Source organism: Streptomyces sp. NPDC093510 (genome assembly GCF_040683555.1).
GTDB lineage: Bacteria > Actinomycetota > Actinomycetes > Streptomycetales > Streptomycetaceae > Streptomyces.
In genome coordinates this window covers 1-14,002 of sequence record NZ_JBFBEE010000026.1, presented here as the reverse complement: position 1 = coordinate 14,002, position 14,002 = coordinate 1, and the positions used below count along the sequence as shown (strand labels likewise).

General features: G+C 70.1%; 13 protein-coding genes. All 13 read left to right on the top strand.

Going from position 1 to position 14,002, the window contains the following annotated elements; translation table 11 throughout:
* Entirely contained in the window at positions 1–366 is a 366-nt protein-coding gene (locus tag AB0N81_RS32870) for a DUF4233 domain-containing protein (RefSeq protein ID WP_365364829.1), read from the top strand.
* Positions 367–437: 71 nt separating this feature from the next.
* Positions 438–851, top strand: coding sequence for a nucleoside-diphosphate kinase (gene ndk / locus AB0N81_RS32865; protein WP_365364827.1), 414 nt, complete (start codon positions 438–440; stop codon positions 849–851).
* Positions 852–1,141: 290 nt separating this feature from the next.
* Positions 1,142–2,161, top strand: coding sequence for a rod shape-determining protein (locus AB0N81_RS32860; RefSeq protein ID WP_365364984.1), 1,020 nt, complete (start codon positions 1,142–1,144; stop codon positions 2,159–2,161).
* A 163-nt stretch (positions 2,162–2,324) separates the two neighbouring features.
* A complete protein-coding gene (mreC, locus tag AB0N81_RS32855; RefSeq protein ID WP_365364825.1) occupies positions 2,325–3,275 on the top strand; it encodes a rod shape-determining protein MreC in 951 nt (316 codons plus the stop codon).
* Positions 3,276–3,287: 12 nt separating this feature from the next.
* Entirely contained in the window at positions 3,288–3,962 is a 675-nt protein-coding gene (gene mreD / locus AB0N81_RS32850) for a rod shape-determining protein MreD (protein ID WP_365364823.1), read from the top strand.
* The gene (gene mrdA / locus AB0N81_RS32845; RefSeq protein ID WP_365364821.1) at positions 3,959–6,136 is read left to right on the top strand and encodes a penicillin-binding protein 2; all 2,178 of its coding nucleotides are present in this window, start codon (positions 3,959–3,961) and stop codon (positions 6,134–6,136) included. The genes mreD and mrdA overlap by 4 nt, the downstream gene beginning before the upstream one ends.
* On the top strand, positions 6,136–7,329 hold the full coding sequence (gene rodA / locus AB0N81_RS32840; protein ID WP_365364819.1) for a rod shape-determining protein RodA: 1,194 nt from the start codon (positions 6,136–6,138) through the stop codon (positions 7,327–7,329). The genes mrdA and rodA overlap by 1 nt, the downstream gene beginning before the upstream one ends.
* A 64-nt stretch (positions 7,330–7,393) precedes the next feature.
* On the top strand, positions 7,394–8,998 hold the full coding sequence (locus tag AB0N81_RS32835; RefSeq protein WP_365364817.1) for a CYTH and CHAD domain-containing protein: 1,605 nt from the start codon (positions 7,394–7,396) through the stop codon (positions 8,996–8,998).
* Between the two features lie 50 nt (positions 8,999–9,048).
* Positions 9,049–10,974, top strand: a complete 1,926-nt coding sequence (locus tag AB0N81_RS32830) for a TIGR03960 family B12-binding radical SAM protein (RefSeq protein ID WP_365364815.1) — start codon at positions 9,049–9,051, stop codon at positions 10,972–10,974.
* A 60-nt stretch (positions 10,975–11,034) separates the two neighbouring features.
* Positions 11,035–11,526 carry a GNAT family N-acetyltransferase gene (locus AB0N81_RS32825; protein ID WP_365364982.1) on the top strand — a complete coding sequence of 164 codons (492 nt, stop codon included), beginning with the start codon at positions 11,035–11,037 and terminating at the stop codon, positions 11,524–11,526.
* 6 nt (positions 11,527–11,532) lie between these two features.
* Complete coding sequence (locus tag AB0N81_RS32820; RefSeq protein ID WP_365364813.1) at positions 11,533–12,663, top strand: hypothetical protein; 1,131 nt, start codon at positions 11,533–11,535, stop codon at positions 12,661–12,663.
* A 47-nt stretch (positions 12,664–12,710) separates the two neighbouring features.
* A complete protein-coding gene (locus AB0N81_RS32815; protein WP_365364811.1) occupies positions 12,711–13,508 on the top strand; it encodes a TIGR03936 family radical SAM-associated protein in 798 nt (265 codons plus the stop codon).
* A 232-nt stretch (positions 13,509–13,740) separates the two neighbouring features.
* On the top strand, positions 13,741–14,002 hold a 262-nt coding region (locus tag AB0N81_RS32810; RefSeq protein WP_365364809.1), incomplete at its 3' end, for a hypothetical protein.

Genomic DNA, 14,002 nt, shown 5'->3' with positions numbered 1-14,002 from the left:
GTGCGTGTGCTCTGCGCTTCGACGCTGATCGGTGAGTTCTTCGTCATCGGCTTCGCGGGCCTGGTCGCCATGAAGGACCCGGACCTGTCCATGGGGACGGTCTGGACGGTCTGCGGCGTCGCGATGCTGCTGAGCCTCCTGCTCTGCGGGATGCTCACCCGGCCCGGCGGGGTGCAGCTCGGCTGGGCCCTGCAGATCCTGCTGGTGGCCAGCGGTTTCGTGGTGCCGATGATGTTCCTCATGGGCGCGGTGTTCGCCGCTCTGTGGTGGGCGTCGGTCCACTTCGGGCGCAAGGTGGACGAGGCGAAGGCACGCTTCGCGGCCATGACCGAGGGGCAGGCGGAGGCCGGAGGTAACGCCGCGTAGCCGTCCCCGGTATCGTGCGGCCCAATCCCCCGTGATCGTAGAGATCGTAAGAACACCTCTTGGAGCCGCACATGAGCCAGCGCACCCTCGTCCTGCTGAAGCCCGACGCCGTCCGTCGTGGTCTGATCGGAGAGATCATCGGCCGCATCGAGCGCAAGGCGGGCTGGACGATCTCCGCGCTGGAACTGCGCTCGCTGGACCAGGAGACCCTGGAGCAGCACTACGGCGAGCACAAGGGCAAGCCGTTCTACGAGCCGCTGGTCGCCTTCATGTCGTCCGGTCCCGTCGTCGCGCTCGTCGTCGAGGGCGAGCGGGTCATCGAGGGTGTGCGCGCGCTCGCCGGGCCGACCGACCCGATCGCCGCGGCGCCCGGTTCGATCCGCGGTGACTTCGGCACGATCGTCCGCGAGAACCTGATCCACGCCTCGGACTCGGAGGAGTCCGCCGAGCGCGAGCTCAAGATCTTCTTCCCGGCCGTCGCCTAGTCCTCTGACCTCGCGTCAGCAGTGCGCTGCCCTGACCTGGGACGGCCGAAGGAATTCGGCCGTCCTTTGGCATATGCGCCCCAATCGGGGGAACCCGTGCCTCCGATGGCACGTCTCCAAAGGCGAGGCGGCACATCATCTGCTGACAATGGCGAAGACCCTCGCGCCGTCTTCGCGCGGCCGAGACTACGATGGAAGCCTCCACTGCCACTCAGCACCCACCTCGCCTACCTAAAAAGCCATCAGAAGCTCCAATAGGGAAGGCCAGACGCATCCTCATGGGGAACAACATGTCGTTCATCGGCCGTGACATGGCTGTCGACCTCGGGACCGCCAACACGCTGGTGTACGTCAGGGGTCGGGGGATCGTACTCAACGAGCCGTCCGTCGTCGCGATCAACACCAACACCGGTGGCATCCTCGCGGTCGGCTCCGAAGCGAAGAAGATGATCGGTCGCACGCCCGGCAACATCGTCGCGGTGCGCCCGCTGAAGGACGGCGTCATCGCCGACTTCGAGATCACCGAGCGGATGCTCCGCTACTTCATCCTGAAGATCCACAAGCGGCGTTACCTCGCCCGCCCGCGCGTCGTCGTCTGCGTGCCCTCGGGCATCACGGGTGTCGAGCGCCGCGCCGTCATCGAGGCGTCCTCGCAGGCTGGCGCGCGCCAGGTGCACATCATCGAGGAGCCCATGGCCGCGGCCATCGGCTCCGGCCTGCCGGTCCACGAGGCCACGGGCAACATGGTGGTCGACATCGGCGGCGGCACCACCGAGGTCGCCGTGATCTCGCTCGGCGGAATCGTCACGGCACAGTCGATCCGCGTCGCGGGCGACGAGCTGGACAACGCGATCATCCAGCACATCAAGAAGGAGTACTCCCTCCTCCTCGGCGAGCGCACCGCCGAACAGATCAAGATCACCATCGGTTCGGCGTACGACATGGACGCCGACGAGCACACCGAGATCCGCGGCCGCGACCTGGTCTCCGGGCTGCCCAAGACCGTCGTCATCTCCGCCGCCGAGGTCCGCAAGGCCATCGAGGAGCCGGTCAACGCGATCGTCGACGCGGTCAAGACGACCCTCGACAAGTGCCCGCCCGAGCTGTCGGGCGACGTCATGGACCGCGGCATCGTCCTGACGGGCGGCGGCGCCCTGCTGCGCGGCCTCGACGAGCGGCTGCGCCGCGAGACCGGCATGCCGATCCACATCGCCGAGGACCCGCTGGACAGCGTGGCGCTCGGCTCCGGGAAGTGTGTCGAGGAGTTCGAGGCGTTGCAGCAGGTGCTCGACGCCCAGCCGCGCAGATGATCTGACGCGAAAACATCCGCCGTACGAGTGCCTGCCACTTCGTGCGGCGGATCGTTGATATAGAGGCAAGACACGCAATTCCCGCAAGGCACGACAATTCCCCAGAACCCCGTGGAACCCGCAGTTTCCATGGAATCCGATTGAGGAAGGCACGCCGCCGCACGTGAGGGACACACGAGAGAGCCGGCTGCTCCTGGTGCTGCTGGTCGCCATCGCGTTCGCTTTGATCACGGTGGACATCCGCGGTGGTGAGGACTCGCCGGTCGACGGTGCCCGCCAGGCCGCCGCCACCGTGTTCGGTCCGGTCGAGGAGGGAATGTCCTCCGCCGTCGACCCGATCGGCAACGCCATCGGCGCGGTCCGCGACTCCGGTGAGCGCCACAGCCGCATCGCCGAACTGGAGCGCCAGAACGCCGCGTTGAAGGCCAAGCTCGGCAGCGACGACCGCAACCGCAGCCGCGTGCGCCAGCTCGACAGCATGCTGAAGACGGCGGGCGCAGGGCAGTACGGCATCAAGGGCGCCGAGGTCATCGGCATAGGAGCGGCCCAGGGCTTCTCCTGGACCGTCACCATCGACGCCGGCGCCAAGGACGGAATCAAGCGCGACATGACCGTCCTGAACAGCGACGGCCTGGTCGGCCGGGTCACCACGGTCGGCCCGGGCACCGCGACCGTCCTGCTCGCCAACGACCCCGACTTCACCGTCGGCACCCGTATGGAGAAGACCGACGAGCTCGGCTTCGCCACCGGACAGGGCGACCGCCCGCTCTCCGTCCAGCTGCTCAACGGCAAGGCGAAGGTCAAGAAGGGCGACCGTCTCGTCACCTTCGGCTCGCAGAAGGACCGGCCGTTCGTGCCCGGCGTCCCGGTCGGCGAGATCGTCCGCGTCGACCCCTCGGGCGGCGACCTGACCCGCAACGTCTACGTGAAGCCGTACGTCGGGTTCACCAAGCTCGACATCGTCGGCATCGTCGTCGAGGCACCCCGCGAGGACCCGCGCGACACGGTCCTGCCGAAGAAGCCCGAGAAGCCCAAGCCGACCCCGACGGTGACCGTGACGGCCACCCCGTCCGGACAGCCCCCGGCCGACGGCGCCGCCGACGACGAGCAGTAGGAGACCGGACCCATGCGCTTCAACCGAATCCTGCTGTCCAGCACACTGGTCGTCGTCGCCCTGGTGATCCAGGTCAGCGTCCTGGCCAGACTCCAGCTGCCGGGCGCCGTGCCCGACCTGGTGCTGCTCACCGTCCTCGGCCTCGCCCTCGTCTACGGCCACGTCGGCGGCGCCCTCGTCGGCTTCGGCGCGGGCCTCCTCGCCGACCTGGCCCCGCCCGCCGACCACGCCGCCGGGCGGTACGCCCTGGTGCTCTGCGTCATCGGCTACCTCGCGGGCCTCGCCAAGCCCGACGGCGGCAGACTCCGGTCCGCCACAGGACCGCTCGTCGTGGTCGTCGGCGCCGCCATCGGATCGACGCTGCTGTACGCGGGCGTCGGCTCCCTCGTCGGCGACACCGCCGCCCGCCATGTCGGCCTGGTCGGGCTCCTGTTCACCGCCGCGCTCTACGACCTGCTGCTCGCGCCGTTCACGGTGCCGCTGATCATCGCGCTCGCCCGGCGCGCTGACAACGACCCGCTGGGGGAGAACGGACCCGCCAACAAGGCGGCCGACGTCTCCTCCGGCTGGCTCTCGTCCGGCACCGGGCTGAGCATCGGCAACCAGCGCGGCGGCGGCCTGCGGGCCAAGGCGGCCAAGGCCCGGGTCGCCCGCGCCGGACGCATCAAGGGGGTCAAGCGGCTGTGACCAACATCCCCGAGACGGGGCGCACGCCCCGCGTGCAGATCCGTCTGGTCGTCATCCAGATCCTCGTCGTCTCCCTCCTCCTCACCCTCGGCGGCCGCCTCTGGTACCTCCAGGTCCGCAACGGCGACGAGTACGCGGAGGAGGCCTCCGGCAACCACGTCCAGCAGGTCGTCCAGCCCGCCGTGCGCGGCTCGATCCTCGACGCCCGCGGGGTGCCGATCGCCGACAACGAGACGCGGCTCGTCGTCTCCGCGTCCCGCACGGACCTGATGAAGATGAAGGACGACGGCAAGGCGGTCCTCGCCAAGCTCGCCGACGTCCTGGAGCTGGCACCGAAGGACGTCGCCGACAAGGTCCGCCTCTGCGACGCGAAGACGCCGCAGCCCTGCTGGAACGGCTCGCCGTACCAGCCCATTCCGATCACCGACGAGGCCACGCCCAAGCAGGCCCTGCAGATCCGCGAGCGCTCCGAGGACTTCCCCGGCATCACCGCCGAGCCCACCGCCGTCCGCCGCTACGCCGCCCCCGGCAAGTCCAACACCGCGCAGGTCCTCGGCTACCTCTCGCCCGTCACCGACGAAGAGATCAACAAGGCCAAGGACACGGACTCGCCGTTCCTCCGCTCCGACCAGGTCGGCCGCTCCGGCCTGGAGCGGACGTACGACAAGCAGCTGCGCGGCAAGGCAGGCGTGACCCGCTACGAGGTCGACAACCTCGGCCGTGTCATCGGCAAGGCCGAGTCCGACGAGGCCGAACCCGGGGCGAACGTCGTCACCAGCATCGACGCGCGCGTGCAGGCCGTCTCCGAGTACTGGCTGAACGACGCGATGAAGAAGGCCCGCAAGGAGTTCGACAAGAACACCGGCGAGAACTACAAGGCCGACGCGGGCGCCGTCGTCGTCATGGAGAACAAGACAGGACGCATCGTCTCCATGGCCTCCAACCCGACGTACGACCCGAACGCCTGGGTCGGCGGCATCTCCGGCAAGGACTACGCCAGGCTCACCGGCAAGAAGTCCAACTACCCGCTGCTGAACCGCGCCATCCAGGGCCAGGCGGCCCCCGGCTCCATCTTCAAGGTCATCCCCACGACCGCGGCGGTCAACGCGGGCTACGACTTCAACGGCCGCTACCCCTGCCCCAGCTCGTACTCCATCGGCGGCCAGACCTTCAAGAACTTCGAGTCCAAGGGCCACGGCTCCATCAGCCTCGGCCAGGCCCTGGAGGTCTCCTGCGACACCGTCTTCTACAAGCTGTCGCACGACCAGTGGGCCAAGGACGGCGGCAACAAGCCCAAGAAGGACGCCAAGGACTGGTTCTACAAGACCGCCCACCAGTTCGGCCTCGGCAAGGAGACCGGCATCGACCTGCCCAACGAGGTCACCGGACGCGTCCCCGACCGCCAGTGGAAGAAGGACTACTGGAAGGCCAACAAGGACGCCTGGTGCAAGCAGGGCAAGAAGAGCGGCGGCGACTACGCCGAGCGCATCGCGTACGAGAACTGCCTCGAAGGCATGAAGATGCGCGCCGGTGACTCCGTCAACTACTCCATCGGACAGGGCGACACCCTCGTCACGCCGATACAGATGGCGACGATCTACTCCGCCATCGCCAACGGCGGCACCATGTACGACCCGACCGTGGGCAAGGCGATCATCAGCGCCGACGGCAAGCGGATCGAGGAGATCAAGCCGAAGTCCCACGGCAGGCTGCCGATGGACGCCAAGCTGCAGAAGGACATAGACGGTGCCCTCGCGGACGTCGCGACGCGCGGTACGGCCGCGTGGCGGTTCGGCGGCTGGCCGCAGGACAAGATCCCCATGCACGCCAAGACCGGTACCGCCGAGGTCTACGGCAAGCAGACCACCTCGTGGTTCGCGACGTACACCAAGGACTACTCGGTCATCATGACGATCTCCCAGGGCGGCACGGGCTCCGGCGCCTCCGGACCCGCCGTCCGCAAGATCTACGACGCGATCTACGGCCTGGACGACGAGGGCAAGCAGGACCCGAAGAAGGCGCTCCTGCCCGAACCGCAGAAGGACCTGCCGAAGATCGAGACCGACGGCTCCATCGACGCCCCGAAGGTCAAGCCGTACAAGCCCGAGGCACCCAAGAAGCCGGCCGAGCAACAGGAACTGGCGGGCGCCCCGGCCAGTTGGAGGCGTGACTGATGACCGGCAGTGGCTTCTCCGTCTCCGGGTACGGACCCGAGCGCTCCGGAGTGTCGCGGCTCCTCGCCCGCGACTCGGTGGTGCGCCGGCTCGACTGGGTGATACTGCTCTGCGCCCTCGCGCTGTCCGTGATCGGCTCCGCGCTCGTCTACTCGGCGACCCGCAACCGCACGGAGCTCGTCGGCGACGACCCGTACGCTTTCCTGCTCAAGCACGTCATGAACATCGGCATCGGGCTCGCCCTGATGGCCGGCACGATCTGGCTCGGTCACCGCACCCTGCGCACGGCCGTGCCGATCCTCTACGGCATCTCGGTCTTCCTCGTCCTGCTCGTCCTCACCCCGCTCGGCGCCACCATCAACGGCGCCCACGCGTGGCTCGTGGTCGGCGGCTTCTCGCTCCAGCCCTCCGAGTTCGTGAAGATCACGATCATCCTCGGCATGGCGATGCTGCTCGCCGCCCGCGTCGACGCGGGCGACCGGGAACACCCCGACCACCGCACGGTCGTGCAAGCCCTCGGGCTCGCGGCCGTGCCGATCGCCATCGTCATGCTGATGCCCGACCTGGGCTCGGTCATGGTCATGGTGATGATCGTGCTCGGCGTCCTGCTCGCCTCGGGCGCCTCCAACCGATGGGTGTTCGGACTGCTCGGCACCGGCGTCGCCGGTGGCGTCGCCATATGGCAGCTCGGTGTCCTCGACGACTACCAGATCGCCCGCTTCGCCGCCTTCGCCAACCCCGCCCTCGACCCGGCGGGCGTCGGCTACAACACCAACCAGGCGCGCATCGCCATCGGCTCCGGCGGCCTCACCGGCACAGGACTGACCAAGGGCTCGCAGACCACCGGCCAGTTCGTCCCCGAACAGCAGACGGACTTCGTCTTCACCGTCGCGGGCGAGGAGCTCGGCTTCGTGGGCGCGGGCGCGATCCTGGTGCTGCTCGGCGTCGTCCTGTGGCGCGCCTGCCGCATCGCCCGCGAGACCACCGAGCTCTACGGCACGATCGTCGCCGCGGGCATCATCGCGTGGTTCGCCTTCCAGTCCTTCGAGAACATCGGGATGACCCTCGGCATCATGCCGGTGGCGGGCCTCCCGCTGCCCTTCGTCAGTTACGGAGGTTCGTCGATGTTCGCGGTCTGGGTGGCCGTCGGCCTGCTCCAATCGATCAAGGTGCAACGGCCGATGTCCGCGTAGGGCCTGTTCCGGAAGTCCGGTCGCAGGCATGTTTGACCCCGCGTTTCGCGTCTAGATTCAATTCATGGCGGAGACGAAGCGCGAGATCGAGCGGAAGTACGACGTCGGAGCGGGCGCGGCGCTGCCCGACCTGTCCGGCGTCGCCGGGGTCCACGACGTGATCGACCGGGGCGTCGTCGAGCTGGACGCCGTCTACTGGGACACCCCCGACCAGCGCCTCGCCGCAGGATCGGTCACGCTGCGGCGGCGCACCGGCGGCGACGACGCGGGCTGGCACCTGAAACTGCCGGTGTCCCTCGCCGAGGGCGTGCGGGACGAGATCCACGCGCCGCTCTCGGAGACGGTGCCGCGCGCCCTCTTCGGCCTCGTGCGCTCCCGGGTGCGCGAGGCCGACCTTGTCCCCGTCGTCAGACTGCGCTCCGCCAGGAACCTGTGCCACCTCGTGGACGCCCGGGGCGCCCTGCTCGCCGAGGTCAGCGTCGACGAGGTGCGGGCCGACCGGCTCGACGGCGCCACCGGCTCGGCCGCGTGGACCGAGGCCGAGGTGGAGCTGGCGGACGGCGGCGACCCCGCGTTCCTCGACAAGGTCGAGAAGAAGCTGAAGAAGGCGGGCGCGCGCCGCTCCTCGTCCTCGTCGAAGCTGGCCAGGGCGCTGGCCGAGACCGCGCCGAAGAAGAGCGGTACGGAGCCGGCCAGGGCCGAGACCGCCACCGGCAGCGGCAAGAAGGCAGGCAAGAGCGAGGCCGTCGCCGAGGCGGTCCGCGAAGCCGTCGGCAAGGGCCCCGGCACCGCCGGCGACCACGTCCTCGCCCACCTCCGCGCCCAGCGCGACGCGATCGTCTCGCTCGACCCCGCCGTCCGCCGCGACCTGCCCGACTCCGTCCACCAGATGCGGGTCGCCACCCGCCGGATGCGGAGCGCCTTCAAGTCGTACCGGAAGATCCTCGACCGGACCGTCACCGACCCCGTCGGCGACGAGCTCAAGTGGCTCGCGGGCGAACTGGGCGTCGACCGCGACCAGGAGGTCCTGAACGAGCGGCTCACCACCCGCATCGACGACCTGCCGAGGACCCTCCTCCTCGGCCCCGTCCGCGGCCGCCTGCGCATCTGGAGCGTCGCCCGCCGCGCAGGCTCACGGCGCAGGACGGTCGCCGTCCTCGACAGCGAGCGCTACCTCACCCTCCTGGACACCGTCGACGCCCTGCTCGCCGACCCCCCGCTGCGCCCCGCAGCCACCACGCCGCCCGCGAAAGCGCTCCCCAAGGCGGCCCTCAAGGACTACGCCCGCCTCGCCGCCCGCGTCGAGCACGCCCTGGAGCTGCCTCCGGGCAAGGAGCGCGACCTCGCCCTGCACGACGCCCGCAAGGCCGCCAAGCGCGCCAGGTACACGGGCGAGGCCGCCGTGCCCGCGCTCGGCAAGCCCGCCCAGCGTTTCGCCAAGCGGATGAAGGCCGTGCAGAGCGTCCTCGGCGACCACCAGGACAGCGTCGTCGCACGCGACGCCCTGCGCGCCCTGGCGATCCAGGCGCACCTGGCGGGGGAGTCCGCGTTCACCTGGGGCCTGCTGTACGGCCAGGAGGAGGCGGCGGGCGCCGACGACGAGCGCGAGCTGCCGGGGGTGTGGGCCGAGGCGTCCCGGGAGAAAATCCGCGCGGCGCTGGGCGGGTGAACACCGGGGTACGCTTGATGGTCACCCCTGCCCGCTCATGAAGGTTCGCGATGTCTGCCGAGTCGGTCTTCCCACAGCTCGAAGCTCTGCTCCCGCATGTGCAGAAGCCCATCCAGTACGTCGGCGGTGAGCTGAACAGCACCGTCAAGCCGTGGGAATCCTGCGACGTCCGCTGGGCGCTCATGTACCCGGACGCGTACGAGGTGGGCCTGCCCAACCAGGGCGTCATGATCCTCTACGAGGTCCTGAACGAACGCGAGGGCGTGCTCGCCGAGCGCACCTACAGCGTCTGGCCCGACCTGGAGGCCCTGATGCGCGAGCACCAAGTCCCGCAGTTCACGGTGGACAGCCACCGGCCCGTCGGCGCCTTCGACGTGTTCGGCCTCAGCTTCTCCACCGAGCTCGGGTACACGAACATGCTCACCGCCCTGGACCTCGCGGGCATCCCGCTGGAGTCCAAGGACCGCACCGTCGACGACCCGATCGTGCTCGCCGGCGGCCACGCGGCCTTCAACCCCGAGCCGATCGCCGAGTTCATCGACGCCGCGATCATCGGCGACGGCGAGCAGGCCGTGCTCGACATGACGGAGATCATCCGCGCCTGGAAGGCCGAGGGCCGTCCCGGCGGCCGCGAGGAGGTCCTCTTCCGCCTCGCCAGGACCGGCTCGGTCTACATCCCCCGGTTCTACGACGTCGAGTACCTCCCGGACGGCCGCATCGGCCGCGTCGTCCCCAACCGCAGCGGCGTGCCGTGGCGCGTGTCCAAGCACACCGTCATGGACCTCGACGAGTGGCCCTACCCCAAGCAGCCCCTCGTCCCGCTCGCCGAGACCGTCCACGAGCGCATGTCCGTGGAGATCTTCCGCGGCTGCACCCGCGGCTGCCGTTTCTGCCAGGCCGGCATGATCACGCGCCCCGTGCGGGAGCGAAGCATCACCGGCATCGGCGACATGGTCGACAAGGGTCTCAAGGCGACCGGCTTCGAGGAGGTCGGCCTGCTGTCGCTCTCCTCCGCCGACCACAGCGAGATCGCCGACGTCGCGAAGGGCCTCGCCGACCGGTACGAGGAGGACAAGATCGGCCTGTCCCTCCCCTCGACCCGCGTCGACGCCTTCAACGTGGACCTCGCCAACGAGCTGACCAGGAACGGCCGCAGGTCGGGCCTGACCTTCGCCCCCGAGGGCGGCTCCGAGCGCATGCGCAAGGTCATCAACAAGATGGTGTCCGAGGAAGACCTCATCCGCACCGTCTCCACCGCGTACGGCAACGGCTGGCGCCAGGTGAAGCTGTACTTCATGTGCGGCCTGCCCACCGAGACCGACGAGGACGTCCTCCAGATCGCCGACATGGCGACGAAGGTCATCCAGAAGGGCCGCGAGGTCTCCGGCTCGAACGACATCCGCTGCACGGTGTCGATCGGCGGCTTCGTGCCCAAGCCGCACACCCCCTTCCAGTGGGCACCGCAGCTCTCCTCCGAGGAGACCGACGCCCGCCTGGAGAAGCTCCGCGACAAGATCCGCGGCGACAAGAAGTACGGCCGCTCGATCGGCTTCCGCTACCACGACGGCAAGCCCGGCATCGTCGAGGGCCTGCTCTCGCGCGGCGACCGCCGCATCGGCGCCGTCATCCGCGCCGTCTACGAAGAGGGCGGCCGCTTCGACGGCTGGCGTGAGCACTTCAGTTACGAGCGCTGGATGCGGTGCGCCGAGAAGACGCTGCCCGAGATGGGCGTCGACGTCGACTGGTACACCACGCGTGAGCGTACGTACGAAGAGGTCCTGCCCTGGGACCACCTGGACTCCGGCCTCGACAAGGACTGGCTCTGGGAGGACTGGCAGGACTCGCTCGACGAGACCGAGGTCGAGGACTGCCGCTGGACGCCGTGCTTCGACTGCGGCGTGTGCCCGCAGATGGACACGCACATCCAGGTCGGCCCCACCGGCAAGAAGCTCCTGCCCCTCACGGTCGTCAAGTAGCCGTACGTGCCCCTGCTCGTCCCGCCCACGGCCCTCGTGCACCGCTCCTACATCGCCGCGATGGAGGAGTTCCGGTCCGAGGGCCGGGGCGGGGACGACGACGACACCACGCTCGGCCGCACCCTGCGGGACTACGGCGAGAAGTGGCACGAGCCCGCCGTCTTCGCGCGCCACGTCGCCGAGGTACGCGCCGCCGCCTACCCCGCCGAGCCGTACTCCGTCCCCGTCACCACCCTCTGGTACGTCGACGGCGCCGACTATCTCGGCCGCATCGCCATCCGGCACACCATCGCCACCCGCTTCCTCCGCGAGTACGGCGGCCACATCGGCTACGACGTGCGCCCCACCGCCCGCCGCCGCGGCCACGCCACCGACATGCTGCTCGCCAGCCTCCCGCACGCCGCCGGACTCGGCCTGGACTCCGTCCTCGTGACCTGCGACACCGACAACACCGGCTCGCGCAAGGTCATCGAGGCCGCGGGCGGCACGTTCGAGGACGAACGAGGCGGAAAGCTGCGGTACTGGATCCGAACCGGCGCCGCGCGCGTCTAGGACGACATGGACCTGGAAAAACGGCCGCAGCAACAGCCTCTGACGCCCGAGCAGCCCCTGGCGCCCGCGCGGCCGCAGGCCGAAGGCTGTCTCGCCGTCGCGATCCGCATCCCGGTGCGGATCGTGGTGCTCGTGCTCGTCGTCCCCGTGCGCCTGGTGTGGGACGCGCTCGCCGTGTGCGGTCACTTCCTGTACCGCAACGCGCTGCGGCCCGTCGGCCGCGCCATCGCCACCGTGCTGACCTGGCTGTTCAAGGCCGTCTTCGTCTGGCCGTGGGTCGGCCTGTGGCGGTACGCGCTCGTGCCCGTCGGCAAGGGCCTCGCTTGGCTGGGCCGGATGCTCGTCGTCGTCCCCGCGGTGTGGCTCCACACACACGTCCTGACGCCGACCGGACGCGGCATCGCCTGGCTCGGACGGGTCCTGTTCGTGATCCCGGCGGTCTGGCTCTACACCCGCGTGCTGACGCCGGTCGGACACGGCATCGGCGCCGCCCTGGTGTGGCTGTTCAAGGCGGTCTTCGTCTGGCCGTGGGTGGGCCTGTGGCGGTACGTGGTCGTGCCGGTCGGGGTCGCCATCGCCTGGCTGGTGCGGACACTGATCGTGGTGCCCGCCGGCTGGCTGTACCGCGCCGTGCTCACACCGCTCGGACACGGCATCGCGACACTCTTCCGCTGGATCTTCGTCCTGCCCCTCCTCGCCCTCTGGCGCTGGGTGCTCGCGCCGCTCGGCAGGGCGCTCGCCGTCGTCGCGCGCGAGATCGGCGACGCGTTCGGACACGCCTGGCGCATCGCCGGGCACATCTCCCTCGCCGTCGGCCGCTTCCTCGGCAAGCTCCTCCGGTGGATCTTCGTCGAGCCGGTGCGGTGGGCGTACCGCTCGGTTCTCACGCCCGTCGGGCACGTCGTCCGCGACGCGCTGTGGCGGCCCGCCGCCGCGGCAGCCCGGAGCGTCGGCCGCACGACACGGCAGGCCCTCGCCTCCGTGCGCGACAGCGTGCGCCAGGCCAGAGCCGACGTACGGCGGATGCTCTTCGGCGCTCCGAAGGAGCCCGTGCCCGTACCGGTGGCCCGGCGGGAACCGGACACGCCCGAGGCACGTACTCTAGGTAGCAGTACGACGGCACTCATGAAGGACTGACGACACTGGGCAAGCGACAGCCCGTAGGCCCGCCGCCCGCACCCGCGGTGCAGCGCATCCGACTGCGCTACACCAAGCGCGGCCGCCTCCGGTTCACCAGCCACCGCGATTTCCAGCGCGCTTTCGAGCGTGCGCTGCGCCGCGCCGAGGTGCCCATGGCGTACTCGGCGGGGTTCACCCCGCACCCGAAGGTGTCGTACGCCAATGCCGCACCCACCGGCACGGGCAGTGAGGCCGAGTATCTGGAGATCGCGCTCACCGCACAGCGCGACCCCGCCAAGCTCCGTGAGCTCCTCGACGAGTCGATGCCCGCCGGGCTCGACATCGTCGACGCCGTGGAGTCCCGCACCTCAGGACTCGCCGACCGGCTCACGGCCTCCGTATGGGAGCTGCGCCTCGTCGGTGTGGAGCCCGCGGAGGCGGAGCGCGCCGCCGGTCTCTTCACGGCGGCGGAGCAGGTCGAGGTCCAGCGCCGCACGAAGAACGGCATGCGCACCTTCGACGCACGCGAGGCCGTCGTGAGCCTGGCACTCGCCGACGGCGAACCGGTCGCGCATGACGCCGATAGGCCGACCGACAAGCCCTGTGCGATACTGCGGCTGGTTGTTCGGCACGTGACACCTGCCGTACGACCTGACGACGTCCTGTCCGGTCTCCGAGCTGTGGCCGACCTGGCGCCGCCGGTCCCCGCAGCGGTGACCAGGCTGGCGCAGGGGCTTTTCGATGAAGAGACCGGCACGGTGACCGACCCGCTCGCGCCCGACCGCGAGGCAGACACGGCCGCCCCACCCACGGCCGCCGTAGCTGCCGCCGCGAAGGCGCCGGTGCCGGAAGGCCCCCGTTAAGGACGTACGTCACCGCGCAGCCCTCGTACTCGGGAGCCACCTGGGTCGGGCAGCGCACTGACCGAGACTTTCGCCAGGCCGTCCGCACATGGGCGTACGGAACCGGCGAGACAAGACATAGAGCTCCCGTGCGGCGCCCACGCCCCCGGATGGCGGCCCCGCGCATAGCGCGAGCCGCGGACATCACCGGACCAGGCGCGGCGCCCGGGAGCGTGACGGGAGAACCGCCCGCATGCTTGAGCCGACCGAACCCACTGAGGGCTCGCAGAACAACACCCCCAGCGACACCCTGCCGCCGCGCCGCAGGCGCCGCGCCGCATCGCGACCCGCCGGCCCGCCGACGGGCGCCGCCGAAGCCGCGGCCCCGGCCATAACGGCCACCCCCGCCGAAGAGGCCCCCGAGGTCGACGAGACCGAGGAGACGGCCGAGGCCGTCGAGGCCCCGGCGCCCGCCGCCGAGCCGGAGCCCGAGGCCGCGCCGGAGCCCGAGGCCG